Annotated in this window: 21 protein-coding genes; 15 read left to right on the top strand and 6 right to left on the bottom strand. The window is 58.9% G+C overall.

The window, feature by feature from the left end:
- Positions 1–27: 27 nt before the first annotated feature.
- Positions 28–1,368 carry a glycerol-3-phosphate transporter gene (gene glpT, locus AC6I79_RS19020; RefSeq protein WP_159378065.1) on the bottom strand — a complete coding sequence of 447 codons (1,341 nt, stop codon included), beginning with the start codon at positions 1,366–1,368 and terminating at the stop codon, positions 28–30.
- A gap of 404 nt (positions 1,369–1,772) precedes the next feature.
- Between glpT and AC6I79_RS19015 the strand changes: the two genes are divergently transcribed.
- Positions 1,773–2,651, top strand: coding sequence for a carboxylate/amino acid/amine transporter (locus AC6I79_RS19015; RefSeq protein ID WP_021506957.1), 879 nt, complete (start codon positions 1,773–1,775; stop codon positions 2,649–2,651).
- Here the strand turns inward: AC6I79_RS19015 and AC6I79_RS19010 are convergent.
- Positions 2,648–3,130 carry a YehS family protein gene (locus tag AC6I79_RS19010; RefSeq protein WP_021506956.1) on the bottom strand — a complete coding sequence of 161 codons (483 nt, stop codon included), beginning with the start codon at positions 3,128–3,130 and terminating at the stop codon, positions 2,648–2,650. The two genes, AC6I79_RS19015 and AC6I79_RS19010, sit on opposite strands and share 4 nt — an antisense overlap.
- Positions 3,131–3,220: 90 nt before the next feature.
- On the bottom strand, positions 3,221–4,153 hold the full coding sequence (gene metR, locus AC6I79_RS19005) for an HTH-type transcriptional regulator MetR (protein WP_021506955.1): 933 nt from the start codon (positions 4,151–4,153) through the stop codon (positions 3,221–3,223).
- Positions 4,154–4,379: 226 nt separating this feature from the next.
- Here metR and metE point away from each other — a divergent pair, with 226 nt between their 5' ends.
- Complete coding sequence (gene metE, locus AC6I79_RS19000; protein WP_159378066.1) at positions 4,380–6,650, top strand: 5-methyltetrahydropteroyltriglutamate--homocysteine S-methyltransferase; 2,271 nt, start codon at positions 4,380–4,382, stop codon at positions 6,648–6,650.
- Positions 6,651–6,703: 53 nt separating this feature from the next.
- On the opposite strand, the gene AC6I79_RS18995 is transcribed toward metE, so the two are convergent.
- Entirely contained in the window at positions 6,704–7,543 is an 840-nt protein-coding gene (locus AC6I79_RS18995; protein ID WP_021506953.1) for a dienelactone hydrolase family protein, read from the bottom strand.
- A gap of 300 nt (positions 7,544–7,843) precedes the next feature.
- On the opposite strand from AC6I79_RS18995, the gene udp reads away from it, so the two are divergent.
- The 10 genes from udp to tatD all read left to right on the top strand — a co-directional run bounded on the left by udp (position 7,844) and on the right by tatD (position 17,230).
- Positions 7,844–8,605, top strand: a complete 762-nt coding sequence (gene udp / locus AC6I79_RS18990; protein WP_021506952.1) for a uridine phosphorylase — start codon at positions 7,844–7,846, stop codon at positions 8,603–8,605.
- A 100-nt stretch (positions 8,606–8,705) separates the two neighbouring features.
- Positions 8,706–9,977 (top strand): tetratricopeptide repeat protein, encoded by a 1,272-nt coding sequence (locus tag AC6I79_RS18985; protein WP_159378067.1) that lies wholly within the window; start codon positions 8,706–8,708, stop codon positions 9,975–9,977.
- A gap of 117 nt (positions 9,978–10,094) precedes the next feature.
- Positions 10,095–11,606, top strand: coding sequence for a DNA recombination protein RmuC (gene rmuC / locus AC6I79_RS18980; protein ID WP_166720200.1), 1,512 nt, complete (start codon positions 10,095–10,097; stop codon positions 11,604–11,606).
- Positions 11,607–11,681: 75 nt separating this feature from the next.
- Positions 11,682–12,440 carry a bifunctional demethylmenaquinone methyltransferase/2-methoxy-6-polyprenyl-1,4-benzoquinol methylase UbiE gene (ubiE, locus tag AC6I79_RS18975; RefSeq protein WP_021506949.1) on the top strand — a complete coding sequence of 253 codons (759 nt, stop codon included), beginning with the start codon at positions 11,682–11,684 and terminating at the stop codon, positions 12,438–12,440.
- 6 nt (positions 12,441–12,446) lie between these two features.
- The gene (ubiJ, locus tag AC6I79_RS18970; protein ID WP_058758122.1) at positions 12,447–13,052 is read left to right on the top strand and encodes a ubiquinone biosynthesis protein UbiJ; all 606 of its coding nucleotides are present in this window, start codon (positions 12,447–12,449) and stop codon (positions 13,050–13,052) included.
- Positions 13,049–14,686: a ubiquinone biosynthesis regulatory protein kinase UbiB gene (ubiB, locus tag AC6I79_RS18965; RefSeq protein ID WP_021506947.1), complete on the top strand. Its 1,638-nt coding sequence runs from the start codon at positions 13,049–13,051 to the stop codon at positions 14,684–14,686. Before ubiJ ends, ubiB begins: the two co-directional genes overlap by 4 nt.
- A 110-nt stretch (positions 14,687–14,796) precedes the next feature.
- Entirely contained in the window at positions 14,797–15,039 is a 243-nt protein-coding gene (gene tatA / locus AC6I79_RS18960; RefSeq protein ID WP_010618194.1) for a Sec-independent protein translocase subunit TatA, read from the top strand.
- A 9-nt stretch (positions 15,040–15,048) separates the two neighbouring features.
- A complete protein-coding gene (tatB, locus tag AC6I79_RS18955) occupies positions 15,049–15,576 on the top strand; it encodes a Sec-independent protein translocase protein TatB (RefSeq protein ID WP_498027477.1) in 528 nt (175 codons plus the stop codon).
- Positions 15,577–15,578: 2 nt separating this feature from the next.
- A complete protein-coding gene (gene tatC / locus AC6I79_RS18950; RefSeq protein WP_058781591.1) occupies positions 15,579–16,340 on the top strand; it encodes a Sec-independent protein translocase subunit TatC in 762 nt (253 codons plus the stop codon).
- Positions 16,341–16,447: 107 nt separating this feature from the next.
- The gene (gene tatD / locus AC6I79_RS18945) at positions 16,448–17,230 is read left to right on the top strand and encodes a 3'-5' ssDNA/RNA exonuclease TatD (protein WP_058758125.1); all 783 of its coding nucleotides are present in this window, start codon (positions 16,448–16,450) and stop codon (positions 17,228–17,230) included.
- Here the strand turns inward: tatD and rfaH are convergent.
- A complete protein-coding gene (rfaH, locus tag AC6I79_RS18940) occupies positions 17,227–17,715 on the bottom strand; it encodes a transcription/translation regulatory transformer protein RfaH (RefSeq protein ID WP_031279607.1) in 489 nt (162 codons plus the stop codon). The genes tatD and rfaH overlap by 4 nt on opposite strands.
- 209 nt (positions 17,716–17,924) lie before the next feature.
- On the opposite strand from rfaH, the gene pepE reads away from it, so the two are divergent.
- From pepE to fre, 3 genes are all read left to right on the top strand, one after another.
- On the top strand, positions 17,925–18,656 hold the full coding sequence (pepE, locus tag AC6I79_RS18935) for a dipeptidase PepE (protein WP_275026857.1): 732 nt from the start codon (positions 17,925–17,927) through the stop codon (positions 18,654–18,656).
- A 73-nt stretch (positions 18,657–18,729) separates the two neighbouring features.
- Positions 18,730–20,214 (top strand): 4-hydroxy-3-polyprenylbenzoate decarboxylase, encoded by a 1,485-nt coding sequence (gene ubiD / locus AC6I79_RS18930; protein WP_159378071.1) that lies wholly within the window; start codon positions 18,730–18,732, stop codon positions 20,212–20,214.
- A 31-nt stretch (positions 20,215–20,245) separates the two neighbouring features.
- Positions 20,246–20,947, top strand: a complete 702-nt coding sequence (gene fre / locus AC6I79_RS18925; RefSeq protein WP_021506940.1) for an NAD(P)H-flavin reductase — start codon at positions 20,246–20,248, stop codon at positions 20,945–20,947.
- A gap of 88 nt (positions 20,948–21,035) precedes the next feature.
- On the opposite strand, the gene fadA is transcribed toward fre, so the two are convergent.
- Positions 21,036–22,199 (bottom strand): acetyl-CoA C-acyltransferase FadA, encoded by a 1,164-nt coding sequence (gene fadA, locus AC6I79_RS18920; protein WP_031279606.1) that lies wholly within the window; start codon positions 22,197–22,199, stop codon positions 21,036–21,038.
- Between the last annotated feature and the right edge of the window lie 4 nt (positions 22,200–22,203).

Raw genomic sequence — 22,203 nt, 5'->3', positions numbered from 1 at the left:
GGGCCGGTATGCACCGGCCCGCTCAGATTACACCTGCTGCTGCTTGTGGCGATGCTCGCTGACCATGGTCAGCAGCAGTAACACCACCGCCAGCACCGATCCGACAATCATCACTAAGAAACCGCCGTCCCAGCCGAAGAAATCCACGGTGTAACCGACAATCGCACTGGCTGCTACCGATCCGCCGAGATAGCCGAACAGACCGGTAAAGCCTGCCGCAGTGCCGGCCGCTTTTTTCGGTGCCAGCTCCAGCGCGTGCAGACCAATCAGCATCACCGGACCGTAGATCAGGAAGCCAATGACGATCATGCAGATCATATCTATGCCCGGATTGCCCGGCGGGTTCAGCCAGTAAATGATGGTGGCGATGGTCACCAGCGTCATGAAAAACACCCCGGTGGCACCGCGATTGCCGCGGAATACCTTGTCCGACATCCAGCCGCACAGCAGCGTGCCCGGAATCCCGGCGTATTCGTACAGGAAATAGGCCCACGAGGATTTATCCAGCGTGAAGTGCTTCACCTCTTTCAGATAGGTTGGTGACCAGTCGAGGATGCCGTAGCGCAGCAGATAAACGAACACGTTGGCCAGCGCGATGTACCACAGCAGCTTATTCGGCAGCACGTACTGCATGAAAATCTGCTTCGCCGTCAGCTCCTGTTCGTGGTTCTCGCTGTAATCCGGCGGATAGTCATTCTTCCATGCCTCAATCGGTGGCAGCCCGCACGACTGCGGCGTATCGCGCATCAGCGCAAAAGCGATGATGGCGACGAGGATGGCACCAAACGCCGGCATATAGAGCGCGGCTTTCCAGTCGTTAAACCACGCCATGCCGAGCAGGAACAGCAGCGGAGGAATGCCGCCACCCACGTTGTGCGCGCAGTTCCATACCGACACAATGCCGCCGCGCTCTTTCTGCGACCACCAGTGCACCATGGTGCGTCCGCACGGTGGCCAGCCCATGCCCTGGAACCAGCCACACAGAAACAGCAGCACGAACATCACCATGATGCTCGAGGTTGCCCACGGCACGAAGCCCATTACCAGCATCACGGCGGCGGCGAGAATCAGGCCGGCGGGCAAAAAGACCCGCGGGTTGGAGCGATCCGAGACCGATCCCATGATGAATTTGGAAAAACCGTAGGCGATGGAGATGCCGGAGAGGGCAAAGCCAAGGTCGCCGCGGGAAAAGCCCTGTTCGACCAGGTAAGGCATCGCCAGCGCAAAGTTTTTGCGCACCAGATAATAGGCGGCGTAGCCAAAGAAAATGCCGAAGAAGATCTGCCAGCGCAGACGACGATAGAGCGGATCGACGCGATCATCCGCCACCTGGGGCTGGTGTGGTGCAGGTTTAAAAATACTCAACATCAGAATGGCCCTCCAAGGGCGCAATATAGTTATCGATTCCCAGCAGGTTGGGGCAAAAAAAGTACGACAGCGAACAGAAAGCAACCTTTCCATTTCGCGCACAGAATAGTGATGGTTACGCGCAGTTACTGTGACGTGTGACACATATGTTACAGTTTTATGACAATAAAGAGCGATATAAACCAGTAAATGTTGGATTTCGCGCATTTCTGTCAGAGAAAACGGCGCGCTGCCTCATAAAAATCGCCGCCCGCCGGTCAACCCGCCATGCGGACGCGTGCCTGCTGACCGGGCAGGGAAGATGCGATCGTGTTTAATTTCATCACATGTCAACCAGATTATCCCGCCAGCGCGCTGTAGTTTGTTTACACTAGCGCCAGTGTTGAACTTTAGGATACATAACCGTGCTGTTGCTGATCGTTACCACCATTCTGTGGGCTTTTTCTTTTAGTTTAATCGGGGAGTATCTGGCGGGGCAGGTGGATACCTGGTTCTCGGTGCTGATGCGTTTAGGCCTGGCGGCGCTGGTCTTTCTGCCGTTTCTGCGCTGGCGCGGTTACCGCGCCTCAACGTTACTGCTCTATATGCTGGTGGGCATGCTGCAATTAGGCATCATGTATCTGATCAGTTTCGAGGCTTATCTCTATCTCAGCGTGCCGGAATTCCTGCTGTTTACGGTGATGACGCCGCTATATGTCACGCTGATTTATGACCTGCTCAGCAAGCGCCCGCTGCGCATTGGCTATGCTTTCAGCGCGCTGCTGGCGGTGCTCGGTGCGGCCATTATCCGCTACGACAAAGTCAGCGATGATTTCTGGTTCGGACTGCTGCTGGTGCAGGCGGCTAACATCTGCTTTGCGATTGGCATGGTGGGCTATAAGCGCCTGCAGGAAGTCCGCCCGATGCCGCAGCACACCGCGTTCTCGTGGTTCTATCTCGGCGCAGTGCTGATCGCGGTGATCGCCTGGTGCATCTGGGGCAATCCGCACAAGCTGCCGACCACCACGCTGCAGTGGGGCGTGCTGGTGTGGCTGGGCGTGGTCGCGTCCGGGCTGGGTTACTTCATGTGGAACTACGGCGCGACCCAGGTCGATGCCGGGACGCTGGGCATTATGAACAACATGCACGTGCCGGCAGGATTACTGGTGAATTTGGCGATCTGGCAGGAGAAGCCGCACTGGCCGAGCTTTATCGCCGGGGCGATAGTGATTTTTGCGTCCCTGTACGTGCATAAACGCTGGGTACTGGGACACACGGCCAAAAGCGGCAGTTCAGGCGCTTAGCTTTTTTTCGCGGGTGTCGATGGTCGCTGAATCAGCGTTAAGCCTTTCAGGAAGTTACGCAGAATCTGGTCACCGCACTCGCGATAATTTTTATGATCCGGGTTACGGAAAATCGCGCCGATCTCGGCCTGTGACACCTTGAAGTTAGCCTTCAATAAGATATCCGGGATATCGGTGGTTTTCAGCGCGAAGGCGATGCGTAACTTCTTGAGAAAGATATTGTTGTTCATGCGGCGCTCAACCGACGGGGCCGGCGCGTCTTCGCTTTTGCCGCGACGGTAGAAAATCAGACCGTTGAGGAAGTAACCCATCAGCACATCCGGCAGTTTACGAAACGCTTCATCGTCATCTTTCTTCAGCCACGCCTGCACATCTTCACGCGGTACTTCACTGCCCGCCAGCGCAAAAATCTCCACCACTTTGCTGTCGCTCAAATCCAGCATATAGCGCACGCTGCGCAGCACATCGTTATTGGTCATGGTGAAACTCTCCGGTAGCGGTTAAGGCGGCGCATTATAGAGCAGGCAGGGCGGGGATAACAGCACGGGCGACATTGGCCGCCCGCGGCATCAGGACGAGACCGGCTGCAGGGAGCCGGGGCGCGAGGCATCGCGCACGTAAGGCAGGTGCTCGCAGGCGTGCTGACGGGCAAAGCGCACAAAGGCCTCCAGCACCGGCTGCCGCTGCTCGCCGTCGCGCATCGCCGCGTATAAACGGCTCCACAATCCGTCGCCCAGCGTGCGCGTTACCACCAGCCCCTGGTGCTCAAAACTCTCTACCACCCAGTGCGGCAGCGCGGCAATGCCCATGCCGGCCGACACCATCTGGATCAGCAGCAGCGTATTATCCACGCTCTTCAGCGCCGGGCTGACGCCGGCTGGCTGTAAGAAGTTACGCCACACGTCCAGCCGCTGACGCTGTACCGGATAGATCATCAGCACCTCATCGGCCAAATCTTCCGGCGTGATGTGGGCCAGCTGCGCCAGACGGTGATCTGGCGCCAGCACCAGCCGCACCTCAAAATCAAACATCGGCGCATAGAACAAACCGCTGCGCGGCAGAATATCGGACGTCAGCACCACGTCCAGTTCGCCCTGCTGCAGCGCCGGCTGCGGATCAAAGGTCACGCCGGATTTGAAGTCCATCACTACCTGCGGCCAGCTCTGACGGAAATTGTTCAGGGCCGGCGTCAGCCACTGGATGCAGCTGTGGCATTCGATAGCGATGCGCAACGTGGTCTGATGCGGCTCATGACAGGCCTGCAGCGCCTGCTGGATCTGCGGCAGAATCTGCTCCGCCAGCTGCAACAGAATCTCTCCCTGCGGCGTAAAACGGAGCGGCTGGCTCTTACGCACGAACAGCCGGAAGCCCAGCCGCTGTTCCAGGTCGCTGAACTGGTGAGACAACGCCGATTGCGTCTGATGAAGCTGGGCGGCGGCGGCAGCCAGCGAGCCGGTGTGCCGTAACGCCTGCAGCGTCCGCAGGTGTTTGAGTTCGATCATGAGAGTCCTTCACATCGAGATTGAACAAATTGCGCTTGAGACACATACAGTACCCGCAGATTATAGCGGTGTAAACATCTGGACGGCTAAACATCTCAGTCAGACGCGACGGCCACTTTACCTTTGTCCAGCTAACACGCTCAGCGCACGGCAGGATTGCCCGCTGGATGAACGTAAATCGGTTGCTGCGACTGTCGCACAGCGAACAACTTCTGGAGAATCTCACATGACCATTCTGAACCATACTCTCGGTTTCCCTCGCGTCGGACTGCGCCGCGAACTGAAAAAAGCACAGGAAAGCTACTGGGCCGGGAACAGCTCACAGGACGAACTGCTGGCGGTGGGTCGTGAACTGCGCGCCCGTCACTGGCAGCAGCAGAAAGACGCCGGTGTTGATCTGCTGCCGGTCGGCGATTTTGCCTGGTACGATCACGTGCTGACCACCAGTCTGCTGCTCGGTAACGTACCGGCACGGCACCAGAATAAAGACGGCTCGATTGACCTCGACACCCTGTTCCGTATCGGTCGCGGTCGGGCGCCCAGCGGTGAGCCCGCGGCGGCGGCAGAGATGACCAAATGGTTTAACACCAATTATCACTACATCGTGCCGGAATTTACCCAGGGTCAGCAGTTCCGTTTCAGCTGGACGCAACTGCTGGATGAGGTGGATGAAGCGCTGGCGCTCGGCCACGCCATCAAACCAGTGCTGCTGGGGCCGGTGACCTATTTGTGGCTGGGTAAGGTGAAAGGTGACGCCTTTGACCGCCTGTCGCTGCTGCAGGCCATTCTGCCGGTGTACCGTCAGGTGCTGGCAGAACTGCGTCAGCGCGGCATCGAATGGGTGCAGATTGATGAGCCGGTGCTGGCGCTGGAACTGCCGCAGGCGTGGCGCGAGGCGTTTAAACCGGCGTACGACGCGCTACAGGGCGAAGTGAAACTGCTGCTGACCACCTACTTTGACAGCATTGGTCAGAATCTTGATGTCATCAAAACGCTGCCGGTGCAGGGCCTGCACGTGGACCTGGTGCACGGCAAAGACGACCTTGAGCGGCTCAACAAGCAGATCCCGGCGGACTGGTTGCTGTCGCTCGGGGTGATCAATGGCCGTAACGTCTGGCGCGCCGATCTCACCCGCTGGTTTGAGCGCCTGCAGCCGCTGATCGGCCAGCGTCAGCAGCTGTGGATCGGTTCCTCCTGTTCGCTGCTGCACAGCCCCATTGATCTGAGCGTGGAAACCCGCCTCGACGACGAGGTAAAAAGCTGGTTCGCCTTTGCGTTACAGAAGTGTACGGAGCTGTCGCTGCTGAGTCAGGCGCTGAACCAGCACGATGCCGCTGCGCTGCACGCCTGGAGCGCGCCGATTCGCGCCCGGGCAAACTCTGCTCGCGTGCACAACCCCGCCGTGGCGCAGCGTCTGGCGCAAATCCAGGCCAGAGACACTGAGCGCAACAGCAGCTACACCGTGCGTGCTCAGGCGCAGCGTCAGCGCTTTAACCTGCCGGCGTGGCCCACCACCACCATCGGTTCTTTCCCGCAGACCACCGAGATTCGCGGCCTGCGCCTCGACTTCAAAAAAGGCAACATTGACGGCGGCCACTACCGCACCGGTATCGCGGAACACATCCGGCAGGCGATTGCGGAGCAGGAGCGTCTGGGGCTCGACGTGCTGGTGCATGGCGAAGCCGAGCGTAACGACATGGTGGAGTACTTCGGCGAAAACCTCGACGGCTTTGTTTTCACCCAGAACGGCTGGGTTCAGAGCTACGGCTCGCGCTGTGTTAAGCCGCCGGTGATCATCGGGGACGTCAGCCGCCCGCAGCCGATTACCGTCGAGTGGGCAAAGTATGCGCAGTCGCTGACCGACAAACCGGTGAAGGGCATGCTGACCGGACCGGTCACCATCCTGTGCTGGTCGTTCCCGCGGGAAGACGTGACGCGCGAAACCATCGCTAAACAGATTGCGCTGGCGCTGCGCGACGAAGTGCAGGACCTGGAAAAAGCCGGTATCGGCATCATTCAGATTGACGAACCGGCGCTGCGTGAAGGCTTGCCGCTGCATCAGTCTGACTGGGCAGCCTATCTGCGCTGGGCGGTGGACGCGTTCCGCCTTAACGCCGCGGTGGCGCAGGACGAGACGCAGATTCACACCCACATGTGTTATTGCGAGTTCAACGACATCATGGATTCGATTGCCGCGCTGGACGCCGACGTGATCACTATCGAAACCTCACGTTCTGATATGGATCTGCTGGATGCGTTTAAAGCGTTTGAATATCCCAATGAAATCGGGCCGGGCGTGTATGACATCCACTCACCCAACGTACCGAGCGTGGAGTGGATGGAAGATCTGCTGCGCAAAGCGGCGCAGAGTATTCCGCAGCAGCGCCTGTGGGTGAACCCGGACTGTGGCCTGAAAACGCGCGGCTGGAGTGAAACGCGTCAGGCGCTGGCCAACATGGTGAAAGCGGCGCAGAAGCTGCGCGCCGAAACCGTTTGATGGCAGGATAATACGTTGTGTTGTTGAGTTGGGGCGCGCTGGCGCCCCTTTTTTTATTCCGCGTTTGGCGCGACGCCATACTGCTTAAACCACGCCAGCATGCGCTGCCAGCCGTCCTGTGCGGAATCGGCGTGGTAGCTCGGACGATAGTCGGCGTTGAAGGCGTGGCCAGCTTCCGGATACACCACAATCTCGGCTTTGGCATTAGCCGCGTGCAGGGCCTGGCGCATCTTATCGATGCTTTCCAGTGGAATGCTTTCATCCTGGCCGCCATACAGGCCCAGCACCGGTGCATTCAAATCCACTGCAATATCAATGGGATGTTTCTGCTGCTTCAGCGTTTTCTCGCCCTCCAGGCGACCGTACCAGGCGGCGGCGGCGCGCACCTGCGGATTATGGGCGGCAAACAACCAGCTGATGCGACCGCCCCAGCAGAAACCGGTGATCGCCAGACGACGGATATCGCCGCCGTGGCGCGCCGCCCAGTTGGCCACGTGGTCGAGATCCGACAGTACCTGCGAATCCGGCACTTTGCTCACCAGCTCTTTGAACAGGGTAGGGATATCGTTGTAATCGTTGGGATCGCCTTCGCGGAAATAGAGCTCCGGCGCCACGGCGAGATAGCCTTCCAGTGCCAGACGGCGGCACAGATCGCGGATGTGCTCGTGCACGCCGAAAATTTCCTGCACCACCAGCACGACCGGCAGCGTGCCGCTAAACTGTTGCGGACGAGCATAATAAGCCGGCAGGTTCTCACCCTGGCTCGGCACGGACGTCTCGCCCGCGTGAATGGCATCGCTGGCGGTAATGATGGTGCTGGCTGCGGTGGGCTGCACCGCTGGCGCAAAGCCGTCGGTGGCGGATTTTTGTGCCATATTGTCTTCGGTTTTCATGGTTCTCTCCGTGCTAGCAAGTGCGCAATCACGTAACTATAGCCTGGCCTTACGGCAAGGCTGGCGTAGGGTACGGGGGATGGTTAACCTGATCTGCTTCTCTATTAACACTGCCTTTTACGGTTACACAGCACCGCTTGTAGCAATTCAGCGCAGCAGACCGCTAATATGTGATTAGAGTCACACAATATCTTTAGTTCAATGTAACTTTCATTATTGATAGTGAATTCAGTCACATATTTATCCGGGCCGCTGACGTAAAGTGGCGCGCTTATTCCCCTTATCTTCCAGGAGTCTGATATGGCCCAGTCTGACGTTTTCCACCTTGGCATCACCAAAGCCGATTTGAAAGGAGCCACGCTGGCGATTGTTCCTGGCGATCCGGAGCGCGTGAAGAAAATCGCAGCGCTGATGGAGAATCCGCAGCACCTCGCGTCGCACCGTGAATTCACCACCTGGCTGGCGGAGATCGACGGCAAACCGGTGGTCGTCTGTTCCACCGGTATTGGCGGTCCGTCTACCTCTATCGCCGTTGAAGAGCTGGCGCAGCTGGGCGTGCGTACCTTCCTGCGTGTGGGTACCACCGGCGCGATTCAGCCACACATCAACGTGGGTGATGTGCTGGTGACCACCGCCTCGGTCCGTCTGGACGGTGCCAGCCTGCACTTTGCGCCGATGGAATTCCCGGCGGTGGCTGACTTCGCCTGTACCACCGCGCTGGTGGCCGCGGCAGAAGCCTGCGGCGCGACCACGCATATTGGTGTCACTGCCTCGTCAGACACCTTCTATCCTGGCCAGGAGCGCTACGACACCTTCTCCGGACGCGTGGTGAGCCGCTTCCAGGGCTCGATGAAAGAGTGGCAGCAAATGGGCGTGCTTAACTATGAGATGGAATCCGCTACACTGTTAACCATGTGCGCCAGTCAGGGACTGCGTGCCGGCATGGTGGCTGGCGTCATCGTGAATCGCACGCAAAAAGAGATCCCGGATGCGGCCACTATGAAGCAGACAGAAAGCGATGCGGTGAAAATTGTGGTGGATGCCGCGCGTCGTTTACTTTAGCGCGCCAGTCAGGGAATGATTTCGAGACCAGGCTTATAGGGAGCTCAGCAATTGCCTGATTAGAATGCGCGCAATTTCAGCCGATTCTGAGAAATTTCCTATGCGCAAAACGATCTCTGTCCCACGTCCGGGTTTTACCAGCCGCCCTGCTGCAATGCAGGCCCGCGTTGAGAGTGCCGCCGCGCGCTTTCGTCAGGCAATGGCCGCGTCAGATTATCCTCTGGCGCGCCAGTGCTGCGAAGAAGTGCTGCGCGTCATGCCTAACCAGATGCAGGTGCTCAGCGACTATGCGCTAACGCTGATGCGCGTCGGCGAACATAAAAAATCCTACAAGATTTACCAGAAAATCTATCAGGCACCGGCGGCGCAGCGCGCGCAGGCGTCGGAAACCTGGCTGGATGGCCTGACGGAAGTGTGTGGCTGGCTGGGTAAGACAGATGAAGTGGCGCGTTATGGCCTCGAATCGCTCACCCAATCCGACATGCGTTTCAGTCAGGGCGCGAAAGCGACTTTTCCCGCACCGGCGCCTGCGCCGATTAACCGCAGCAATCCGGCAGAAAATATCATCTCCTTCAGCCTGTACGGCGGTCAGCCGCGCTACTGCGAAACCCTGATTAAAAACGTTGAGGTGGCGCGCGAGCTCTATCCGGACTGGATGTGTCGCATCTATCTCGACGATAGCGTGCCGCAGCACGTGTGGCAGCGCCTGACCCAGCCAAACACCCAGCTGGTGGATATGTCGCAGGAGAAAACCATTTTCCCTACGCTGTGGCGCTTTCTGGTGATGGACGATGCCAGCGTAAAACGCTACATCGTGCGCGATGCGGATTCGCTGCTGTCAGAGCGCGAAGTGGCGGCCGTCGATGCCTGGCTGGCTTCGCCATTCTGGTTCCACCACATGCGCGATTATTATTCGCACACCGAGCTGTTACTGGCCGGCATGTGGGGCGGTTGTCACGGCGTGTTTCACAACGTGGAGCAGCAGATGCGCGACTTTATCGCGCAGTATGAAGGCAGCGAGCGCTTTACCGACCAGTACTTCCTCAAGGTAGCGCTGTGGCCGACGGTGCGCGACAGCATCCTCAATCACGACGATATCTTTCACTTCCACCACGCGCAGCCGTGGCCGGCGCATGCGCCGATTCGCTGGCAGACCGACAGCTTCCACGTCGGCAGCAATGCCGGTTTCGCCAGCATGGCCGGCAAAGTGGCCAACGCCGAAAATGGCCAGCAGCAGGTTGAGCTGACCTACGGCGGCAACAGCTGGTGCTATCCGGCGAAGGTGAAAAGCGACAGCGAATGGGTGCTGCCGATGCCGTTTTTCCTGATCGACGCCTGGAAAGCCGGCGACCTGACCGTACGCGCCCTGTAGTTACCCGGACGGTGCCTATTGCGCCCGCGATAAAATCCGCGGGTTGCCATGAATGTTCTGGACATTCATACAGTGGCGCTCTACCTTCTCCTCAGCGAGACGATCCGCGGGGGGATTATGGATCAGCAACTTATCATCAGCGGCGCGCTGGCGCTGGCCGGTTTGGGCATTGGCTGGATTATTGCCCAGCTGCGCGCCGGCCATCAGCACGCCAGCTTCACCACCGAACGCCGCCTGCTGGAACAGGCGCAGCAGCGTCAGCAGCAGCAGCTGGAACAGCTGCAACAGCAACTGCAGCAGCGCGAACAGGAGCTGCGCCAGCTACACGGCACGCTAAGCGGCGCGCAGGAGCGCCTGCAGCAGCTGGATTACTGGCGGGCCGAGAGTGAGCAGCTCAGCCGCGAGCTGCGTAATCAGCTGGAAGTTAACAGCGCGCAGGAAGCCGAACTGCGGGAAGTCACCATTCGATTAGAAGAGACGCGTTTCGCCGCTGAGGAGAAGCAGCGTCTGCTGACCAACAGCGAACAGCGCCTGAGTGCGCAGTTTGAAAACCTCGCCAACCGAATCTTCGAAAACAGCGGAAAACGCGTCGACGAGCAGAACCGGCAGAGCCTCAATAGCCTGATCGGCCCGCTGCGCGAACAGCTGGACGGCTTCCGCCGCCAGGTCAACGATAGCTTCGGCCAGGAAGCGCGTGAACGCCACACGCTGGCGCACGAGATTCGTCAGCTGCAGCAGCTCAACGCGCAGATGGCGCAGGAAGCGATCAACCTCACCAAAGCGCTGAAGGGCGACAATAAAATTCAGGGCAACTGGGGCGAAGTGGTGCTCAGCCGGGTGCTGGAGGCCTCAGGCCTGCGCGAAGGCTACGAGTACCAGACCCAGGTCAGCGTGCAGCTGGAGCAACAGGGCCGTATGCAACCGGATGTGATTGTGCGTCTGCCGCAGGGTAAAGATGTGGTAATTGACGCCAAAATGACGCTGATTGCCTATGAGCGCTACTTCAACGCCGACGATGAGCTGATGCGCGAACAGGCGATTCAGGAGCACATCAACGCGGTGCGCGGCCATATCCGGCTGCTGGGGCGTAAAGATTATCAACAATTGCCCGGTTTACGCTCGCTGGATTATGTGCTGATGTTTATTCCGGTCGAACCGGCGTTTCTGCTGGCGATCGACCGTCAGCCGGAGCTGATCAGCGAAGCGCTGCAGCAAAACATTATGCTGGTCAGCCCGACCACGCTGCTGGTGGCGCTGCGCACCATCAATAATCTGTGGCGCTATGAGCATCAGAGCCGTAATGCCCAGCGCATCGCCGACCGCGCTGCGCGCTTGTACGACAAGATGCGGCTGTTTGTCGATGACATGAGCGGCATCGGGCATAGCCTCGACAAAGCGCAGCAGAGTTATCAGCTGGCGATGAAAAAGCTGGCGCAGGGGCGCGGCAATCTGATCGCCCAGAGCGAGTCGTTTCGTGCGCTTGGCGTGGAGATCAAACGGCCCATCAACCCGCAGCTGGCAGAGCAGGCGCAGCCCGACGCGGCGGATGATACATGGGCCGATGACAGCGAGCCCGCTGAAAATGCGGCAGATTCTTCCGCCGCCTCCCTGCGCCGCATCAACGAATAACACGCCGGTGGCGTGCTCGGATCGCCCGACTCTGATACACTTCGGGAAGTATTGTTTGTGGAACAGGTAAAACCGATGGCAGATGAATCACAGCAGGAAACTACCCATTTTGGCTTTCAGACCGTCGCCAAAAGTGAAAAGGCCGATAAAGTCGCGGACGTGTTTCACTCCGTCGCGGCGAAATATGACCTGATGAACGATTTGATGTCGTTCGGCATCCATCGCGTCTGGAAGCGTTTTACCATCGACAGCAGCGGCGTGCGCCGCGGTCAGCGCGTCCTGGATCTGGCCGGCGGTACCGGCGATCTGACGGCAAAATTCTCGCGCCTGGTCGGTGAAACCGGTCAGGTGGTGCTGGCGGACATCAACAGCTCAATGCTGAAGATGGGACGCGAAAAGCTGCGCAACCTCGGCGTAACCGGCAACGTCAGCTACGTGCAGGCTAACGCAGAAGCGCTGCCGTTCCCGGATAACTATTTCGACTGCATCACCATCTCCTTCGGCCTGCGTAACGTGACCGAAAAAGAGAAGGCGCTGGCGTCGATGTTCCGCGTGCTCAAGCCGGGCGGCCGTCTGCTGGTGCTGGAGTTCTCTAAACCGGTTTTCGATCCGCTGAGCAAAGCCTACGACACTTACTCTTTCCACATTCTGCCGCGCATCGGCCAACTGGTGGCAAAAGACGCGGAGAGTTATCGCTACCTGGCGGAGTCGATTCGTATGCATCCGGATCAGGAAACCCTTAAGGCGATGATGAACGACGCTGGCTTTGAAAATACCAGCTACTACAACATGACCGGCGGCATTGTGGCGCTGCATCGTGGCTTTAAGTTCTGATTAATCATGACTTTTACCCCTCTCATCACCGGCGGTCTTGAGACCGCCCTGAACCGTGTGTTGTACCGCGATCGCAGCCTGAAAACCGCACGCCAGCGTCTGGCCGGCAAAGTCCTGCTGCTGCGCCTGCAGGAGCTGGATTTTCCGCTGGTGCTGGTGTTCAGTGAAAACCAGCTGGATGTGCTGAGTGACTGGCAGGACCGCAGCGACTGCAGCGTCAGCCTGCGTTTCAGCACGCTGCCTAAGCTGCGCGATCGTCAGCAGCTGACCAGCCTGATTCGCAGCGGTGAGCTGGACGTGGAAGGCGATCTGCAGGTGGTACAGCAATTCTCCGCGCTGATGGATCTGGCTGAACTCGACCCGGCGGAATATCTCGCGCCGTGGGTGGGCGACATCGCGGCACAGGGCATCAGCCAGGCCGCTCAGCGTGCGCTGGCCCAGCTCAGACAGCAGGTCACCCGCCGTCAGGATTATCTGGGGCAGGTGCTGACCGAAGAGTGGCGCGTGGCACCGGGGGCGCTGGAGCAGGCGTGGTTTTGTGAGGAGGTAGAAGCGATGGAACGTGCGCTTAATGCGTTTGAGGCGCGTTTGGCACAGCTGGAGGCGAAATGACGCTGGGAGAAATTCGGCGCTTATACTTCATTATCAAAGTTTTTCTGACCTACGGGCTGGATGAACTGATTCCGCATATGCGCATTACGCTGCCGCTGCGGCTGTGGCGACGCTGTGTTTTCTGGATCCCCAACCGGCACAAAGAAGCTGAGATGGGCATCCGTCTGCGTCTGGCCATGGAGCAGCTCGGTCCGGTTTGGATCAAGTTCGGTCAGATGCTCTCGACGCGCCGCGACCTGTTCCCGCCGAAAATTGCCGATGAGCTGGCGATTCTGCAGGACCGCGTGGCACCGTTCGACGGCGTGAAAGCCAAAGCGCAGATTGAGCGTTCGATTGGCGGCCCGGTGGAAACCTGGTTCGACGACTTCGATATCAAACCGCTGGCATCGGCTTCGATCGCCCAGGTGCATACCGCGACGCTGAAATCCAACGGCCGCGAAGTGGTGATCAAAGTGATTCGCCCGGATATCCTGCCGGTGATCAAAGCTGACATGAAGCTGATTTACCGCCTGGCGCGCTGGGTGCCACGTCTGCTGCCGGACGGTCGCCGTCTGCGTCCGATGGAAGTGGTGCGCGACTACGAAAAAACGCTGATTGATGAACTCAATCTGCTGCGTGAAGCTGCCAATGCGATTCAGCTGCGCCGCAACTTCGACCAGAGCCGCATGCTGTACGTGCCGGAAGTGTTCTCCGACTACTGCAGCGAAACCATGCTGGTAATGGAGCGCATTTACGGCATTCCTATCTCCGACGTTGCCACGCTGGAGCAGCACGGCGTCAACATGAAGCTGCTGGCCGAACGCGGCGTGCAGGTGTTCTTCACCCAGGTGTTCCGCGACAGCTTCTTCCACGCCGATATGCATCCCGGCAACATCTTCGTCAGCTACGAGCATCCGGAAGATCCGCAGTATATCGGCATTGACTGCGGCATCGTTGGCTCGCTGAACAAAGAAGATAAGCGCTACCTGGCGGAAAATTTCATCGCCTTCTTCAACCGCGACTACCGCAAAGTGGCCGAGCTGCATGTCGACTCGGGCTGGGTACCGCCGGATACCAACGTGGAAGATTTTGAGTTCGCGATCCGCACCGTGTGCGAGCCGATTTTCGAAAAGCCGCTGGCGGAAATCTCCTTTGGTCACGTGCTGCTCAATCTGTTCAACACCGCGCGCCGTTTCAATATGGAAGTGCAGCCGCAGCTGGTGCTGTTGCAGAAAACCCTGCTGTACATCGAGGGCATCGGCCGTCAGCTCTATCCGCAGCTCGATCTGTGGAAAACCGCCAAGCCGTTCCTGGAGGACTGGATTAAGGATCAGATTGGCATTCCGGCCATCCTGCGGGCGGTGAAAGAGAAGGCGCCGTTCTGGGCAGAGAAACTGCCGGAGCTGCCGGAGCTTTTTTACGACAGTATGCGCCAGCACAAGTTATTGCAGCACAGTGTCGATAAACTCGTCACCGATTTGAACGCGCAGCGCACCCGTCATCATCAGGCACGTTATCTGTTTGGCGTCGGGGCTACACTGTTATTAAGTGGCACCGCCGTGCTGTTGAGCCGGCCTGACTGGGACTTCTTCCCGGCGCTGTTAATGGCCGCCGGCATCGTCACCTGGCTCATCGGCTGGCGCAAGACAAACTGATTGTCTGCCTGGTGCAAATCGCGTAATGTCGCAGGCTTAAGTCCGGGTAAAAACGGACTTTCTGTGCGTTACAGTTAACCGTTTTTCACAGAATATTAGAGGCATATCTCATGGGCGGTATCAGTATTTGGCAATTGTTAATCATTGCCGTCATTGTTGTACTTCTGTTCGGTACCAATAAGCTTCGTAACCTGGGTTCGGATTTAGGCTCTTCCATTCGCGGCTTCAAAAAAGCCATGAGCGATGAAGACGAGAAAAAGGATCAACCGAAAGAGCAGGACGCTGACTTCAACGCCAAACTGGCAGACAAACAGCACACCCCGGCGAGCAAAGACGACGCCCGGGACAAGTAAGGTAAAACTGTGTTCGATATTGGTTTTAGTGAACTGGTATTGGTGTTCGTGATCGGGCTGATTGTACTGGGCCCGCAGCGCTTACCGGTTGCGGTGAAAACCGTTGTTGGCTGGATCCGGGCCATTCGCTCGCTGGCTGCTAATGTGCAGAACGAACTGGCCCAGGAGCTGAAACTGCAGGAGCTGCAGGACAGCCTGAAAAAGGTCGAAGAGGCAGGACGCGGCACGCTGTCGCCGGAGCTGAAGCAATCCATGGAAGAGCTGCGTAAAACTGCGGACTCCATGAAGCGCTCGGTGCAGCAGAGCATCGATATCGAAAAAACGGAAGATGAAGCCAACACCATTCATCAGCCGCCCGCTGCCGCGCCACAGCCCGCTGCCGCACCGCAGCCCGCTGAGCCGCACAGCGTTGTGACGCCGGCCAGCGCGGCACATCAGGCCAGCGCCCCGGCGCAGGCGCCGCAGCCTGCACCAGCCACCAGCCACACCGATTCCGTCGCGCCTGCGACCACTCCTCCCGTAAAAGATGAACGATAAACATGGCCGTTGAAGATACCCAACCGCTCATCAGCCACCTGATTGAGCTGCGCAAGCGTCTGCTGAACTGCATCATCGCGGTGTTTGTTATCTTCCTGTGTCTGGTTTACTTCGCCAACGACATCTATCACGCGGTGGCAGCGCCGCTGATTAGCCAGATGCCCGCCGGCGCCAGCATGATCGCCACCGACGTGGCCTCACCGTTCTTTACGCCGATCAAACTGACCATCATTGTGTCGGTGTTTCTTGCGGTGCCGGTGATTCTTTATCAGGTCTGGGCGTTTGTCGCCCCCGCGCTGTATCGCCATGAGCGCCGCCTGGTGATGCCGCTGCTGTTCTCCAGTACGCTGCTGTTTTATGTTGGCGTGGCCTTTGCCTACTTCATCGTGTTCCCGCTGGCGTTTGGCTTCTTCGCCAAAACCGCGCCGCAGGGCGTCACCATCGCCACGGACATCACTAACTACCTCGACTTTGTCATGACGCTGTTCATGGCGTTTGGCGTGGCGTTTGAGGTGCCGATTGCCATCGTGCTGCTGTGCTGGACCGGCATTACCAGCCCGGACGATCTGAAAAAGAAACGGCCCTATATTCTGGTCGGCGCGTTCGTGGTTGGGATGTTGCTCACACCGCCGGACGTTTTCTCGCAAACTTTGCTCGCTATTCCGATGTACTGCCTGTTTGAAGTCGGCGTATTCTTCTCCCGCTACTATGTGGGTAAAGGACGTCAGGCGGCAGACAATGAGGAACAGAACCCCGACGCCTGATGTCTTTTATGCAGGGCATCCCGCTGATGGGGTGATGATGAATCTTAACCGCCCGCCTGCCGGGCGGTTTTTCTATCCGTCGCTTTAAGACGGAATGGGGAGCAAACATGTTTGATATCGGTGTAAACCTGACCAGCACGCAATTCGCAAAAGATCGCGATCAGGTGGTAAAACGCGCGCGCGAAGCAGGCGTCACCGGCCTGTTAATCACCGGCACCAATGCCCTGGAGAGCCAGCAGGCGCGTCAGCTGGCGACCCGGCACGCGGGCTACTGCTGGTCGACCGCCGGCGTGCACCCGCATCATGCCAGCGAGTGGTCGGCGGAAACCGCCAGTACGCTGCGCCGCCTGGCTGACAGCGAGCAGGTGGTGGCGATTGGTGAATGCGGACTCGACTTCAACCGTAATCTTTCCGCGCACGAGCAGCAGGAGTACGCGTTTGATGCGCAGCTCCAGCTGGCGGCAGAACTGCAGCTGCCGGTGTTTTTACACTGTCGTGAGGCGCACGAACGTTTTCTGGCGGTGCTGCAGCCGTGGCTGCCGAAACTGGTGGGCGCGGTGGTGCACTGTTTTACCGGCACGCGTGACGAGCTGGAAGCCTGCCTGGCGCTGGGTTTATCGGTGGGCATTACCGGCTGGGTGTGCGATGAACGGCGCGGAATGGCGCTGCGTGACATGCTGCCGCTGATTCCGGCAGATCGTCTGCTGCTGGAGACGGACGCGCCCTATCTGCTGCCGCGCGATATGCGTCCGCGTCCGACCTCGCGCCGTAACGAACCCTGCTTTCTGCCGCATATCGTTCAGCAGGTGGCGCACTGGCGTGGTGAACAGCCAGACGCACTGGCGGCACGCGTCGACCACAACGCGCGTCAGCTATTCAGGCTGGCTTAAACCTTACGGAACTGCTTGTTGTCCACGCTGCGCATCACCTGTTTATTCAGCAGGTTAAGCAGCAGGATTGAGCGGGTTTCACCATCGGGCTCGGCAAAGATAGCGCGCAGCCCTTCAAAGGTGCCGTCGGTGATCAGCACTTCATCACCGACCTGCGGCGTTTCCGGATCCAGCAGGATCTGCGGCGCATCGGTTTGCAGCGCTTCGATCACTTCATACGGCACCGTCGCGGGCATGGCACCAAAGCGCACAAAGTGGCTGACGCCGCGCGTGCTGCTGATGGTGGTGGTGTGAATCGCTTCCGGATCGAATTCGATAAACAGATAGTTGGGAAACAGCGGCTCACTCACGGTGGTGCGTTTGCCGCGCACAATCTTCTCCAGAGCGATCATCGGGCTGAGGCAATTCACCTCCTGCCGCTCAAGATGCTCCTTCGCGCGCAACAGCTGACCACGTTTGCAATAGAGTAAGTACCAGGATTCCATAACTGCTCCCAAATAATGGACGCTAAGAATAACAAACCTGTTGTCAGAGTTATAGCGCATCGGCGGCCGGAAACCCGGTCACACAAGAAAAATCTCTACGAATTTTCCGATTGGTGCGGCGAACTAACGCTTTTCAGCAAGAAAATTGACGTCTGGCGATCATCTGTATCAGACTGCCAACCCATTAGACGAAGAAAAAGGACGGGCTGATGGAACTGTTTTTACTGAGCAATGGCAAAGTGGCCGACGATGCGCCGCTGCTGAGCTATGCGCATCCGCAGCTGCACGCGATGATTGCCCAGCGCGGCATCACCTCGGCGGTGCTGGTGCCCTACGCCATTATTCGTGACGATCACGCCCAGCGTGCGCAGGCGTTGTCTCAGTCACTGGGCATTCCGGTGCGCACGTTACACGAGTTCGAGACACCGGTTGCGGCCATTGAGCAGGCGGAGCTGATTCTGGTGAGCGGCGGCAATACCTGGCTGCTGAACCAGATGCTGCACGAGCAGGGGCTGATCGTGGCGATTCAGCGCGCAGTGCGCGAGCGCGACGTCCCTTACGTTGGCTGGAGCGCGGGCTGCAACGTGGCGACACCGTCGATTCGCACCACCAATGATATGCCGGTACGCAGCAGCGTGGTGCTGCCTGCGCTGGGGCTGTTCCCGGTGCAAATCAATCCTCACTATCTTGATGCGCACGTCAGCGGCCATATGGGCGAAACCCGTGATGAGCGTCTGGCCGAATTCTGCGCGGTGAATCCGCAGGAGTCGGTGATTGCGCTGCGGGAAGCCAGCTTCCTGCACGTCAGTGAGAACCGTCTGCGCTACTACAGCGCGCGCGGTGAAGATTTCAAAGTGTTCCGTCACGGTGAAGCGATTGCCGCTTATCACGATGTGCTGGCCCTGCAGTCGCTGGTACCCTTTTCCTGTCAGCCCGCCTGACGCAGAAACTCAAACACGCTGGCGTGAACAAACTTATAATGACGCTTCACTCTGGCCGGAAGACTAACGCCGCATGAAATATCAGGATTTACGAGACTTTCTCGCGCTGCTGGAACAGCGCGGCGAGTTAAAGCGCATCACTCAGGAGATCGATCCTGTCCTCGAGATGACCGAAATCGCCGACCGCACGCTGCGGGCCGGTGGCCCGGCGCTGCTGTTCGAAAAACCGAAGGGCTACAGCATGCCGGTGCTGTGCAACCTGTTTGGCACGCCGAAGCGCGTAGCAATGGGCATGGGCCAGGAAGAGGTCAGCGCGCTGCGCGAGGTGGGTAAGCTGCTGGCGTTTCTGAAAGAGCCGGAGCCGCCGAAGGGCTTCCGCGATCTGTTCGATAAGATGCCGCAGTTCAAACAGGTGCTGAACATGCCGACCAAACGGCTGCGTAATGCGCCGTGTCAGGAAGAGATTTTCAGTGGTGACGAGGTCGACCTGGCGCGCATCCCGGTCATGAAGTGCTGGCCGGGCGATGCGGCACCGCTGATCACCTGGGGATTGACCGTTTCGCGCGGACCGCATAAAGAGCGGCAGAACCTCGGCATTTATCGTCAGCAGGTGATCGGTAAAAATCGTGTGATCATGCGCTGGCTGTCGCATCGCGGTGGCGCGCTGGATTTCCAGGAGTGGTGCAAAGCGCATCCCGGTGAACGCTTCCCGGTGGCGGTAGCGCTGGGCGCCGATCCGGCCACCATTCTTGGCGCGGTGACGCCGGTGCCGGATACGCTATCGGAATATGCGTTTGCCGGTCTGCTGCGCGGCAACAAAACCGAGGTGGTGAAGTGCGTCTCGAACGATCTGGAAGTGCCGGCCAGCGCCGAAATCGTGCTGGAAGGCTACATCGAACCGGGCGACATGGCGCCGGAAGGGCCGTATGGCGATCACACCGGCTACTACAATGAAGTAGACAGCTTCCCGGTGTTTACCGTGACGCACGTGACCCAGCGGCGCAACCCGATTTATCACTCCACCTACACCGGCCGTCCGCCGGATGAGCCCGCGGTACTGGGCGTAGCGCTGAACGAAGTGCTGGTGCCGATTCTGATCAAACAGTTCCCGGAGATTGTGGATTTCTATCTGCCGCCGGAAGGCTGCTCTTATCGCCTCGCGGTAGTGACGATTAAAAAACAGTATGCCGGTCACGCCAAGCGTGTGATGTTCGGCGTGTGGTCGTTCCTGCGCCAGTTTATGTACACCAAGTTTGTGATTGTGTGTGACGATGACGTCAACGCGCGTGACTGGAACGACGTGATTTGGGCCATCACCACGCGGATGGATCCGGCGCGTGATACGGTACTGGTAGAAAACACGCCAATTGACTATCTCGACTTCGCTTCGCCGGTTTCCGGACTTGGCTCGAAGATGGGACTGGATGCCACCAACAAGTGGCCGGGTGAAACCCAGCGTGAATGGGGGACGCCGATTGTGAAAGATCCTGCGGTTACGGCGCGTATTGATGCAATCTGGGATGAGTTAGCGATCTTTGCCGAGCCGCCGCAGCGCTGATGGCGGCTGAGAACCATAAAAAAGGGCACCTATGACGACGTTAAGCTGCAAAGTGACTTCGGTTGAAGCAATTACGGACACGGTTTACCGCGTGCGGTTAATTCCGGCGGCGGATTTTAGCTTCCGCGCCGGCCAGTATCTGATGGTGGTGATGGATGAGCGCGACAAGCGCCCGTTTTCGCTGGCATCGACGCCAATGGAAAAGGACATCATTGAGCTGCACATTGGTGCCTCAGAGCTGAACCTGTACGCCATGGCGGTGATGGATCGCATCAAAAATGATCGGCAGATCACCGTGGATATGCCGCACGGCGACGCCTGGCTGCGTGAAGACAGCGCGCGGCCGATTGTGCTGATTGCCGGCGGCACCGGCTTCTCCTATGCGCGTTCGATTTTGCTGACCGCGCTGGCGCAGCAGCCGGATCGCGATATCGCTATCTACTGGGGCGGCCGCGAGCTGAGACATCTGTACGATCTGGATGAACTCAATGCGCTGGCGGTGAAGCATCCGAACCTGAAAGTGATTCCGGTGGTGGAGCAGCCGGCGGAGGACTGGCAGGGGCGCAGCGGCACGGTGCTGACCGCGGTGATGCAGGATTATGCCAGCCTGAGCGGACACGATATCTATATTGCTGGCCGGTTTGAGATGGCAAAAATTGCCCGCGAGCGCTTCTGTGCCGAACGTGGTGCGTTAGAAGCACAGATGTATGGCGATGCGTTTGCCTTTATCTGATGCGTGACACGGTGCGCATGCACGTGCCGCTGCAAAAAAAAGCCCGCCCGGTTGGGCGGGAACACGTGCAAGTGTAGTGGTCAACGTATTAAACCCGTTCGAATACCGTCGCGATGCCCTGGCCTAAGCCAATGCACATGGTTGCCAGACCAAACTGTGCATCGCGACGCTCCATCAGATTCAGCAACGTGGTGCTGATACGAGCGCCGGAACAACCCAGCGGATGCCCGAGTGCGATTGCGCCGCCGTTAAGGTTCACTTTCTCATCCAGCTGCTCCAGCAGCCCTAAATCTTTCAGGCACGGCAGCGTCTGCGCGGCGAAGGCTTCATTGAGTTCGAACAGATCGATATCCTGCACGCTCAGCCCGGCGCGCTTCAGCGCCAGCTTACTGGCCGGTACCGGACCGTAACCCATGATCGACGGATCGCAGCCAACCACCGCCATGCTGCGGATGCGTGCGCGCGGCGACAGTCCCAGTTCGCGCGCCCGGCTTTCGCTCATGATCAGCATGGCGGCCGCGCCGTCGGACAGCGCCGAGGAACTGCCGGCGGTGACCGTGCCGTTGACCGGATCGAACGCCGGACGCAGCGCGGCTAAGCCTTCAAGGCTGGTGTCCTCGCGAATCACTTCGTCGCTGTCATAGCGTTTCAGCACGCCATCGGCATCGTGGCCGTAGGTCGGCACGATTTCGCGTTTGAAATCACCGCGCTGAGTGGCGGCCGCAGCGCGCTGGTGTGAACGCAGCGCGAAGGCATCCTGCTGTTCACGGCTGATGTGGTGCATGCGCGCCAGCATCTCGGCGGTCAGCCCCATCATGCCCGCCGCTTTCGCCACGGTGCGCCCCAGGCCGGGATGAAAATCCACGCCGTGGTTCATCGGTACGTGGCCCATATGTTCCACGCCGCCAATCAGACAGCTGTGGGCATCGCCGACCATAATCGCGCGCGCCGCATCGTGCAGCGCCTGCATGGACGAGCCGCACAGGCGATTGACGGTGCTGGCCGGCACGCGATGCGGGATCTCCGCCAGCAGCGCGGCGTTGCGGGCGATATTAAAGCCCTGTTCCAGCGTCTGCTGCACGCAGCCCCAGATAATGTCATCCAGCGCGGCGGCATCGACGGCCGGATTGCGGCTGAGGAGTTCGCGCATCAGATGGGCGGAGAGATCCTCGGCGCGCACCTGGCGAAAGGCGCCGCCTTTGGAACGGCCCATCGGCGTGCGCACGGCATCAACAATCACTACGTTTTCCATGTTC

The sequence above is a fragment of the gamma proteobacterium symbiont of Scutellera amethystina genome (assembly GCF_059730845.1).
Note: the sequence above shows the minus strand (reverse complement) of the source record. Positions and strands in the feature narration are given on the sequence as shown.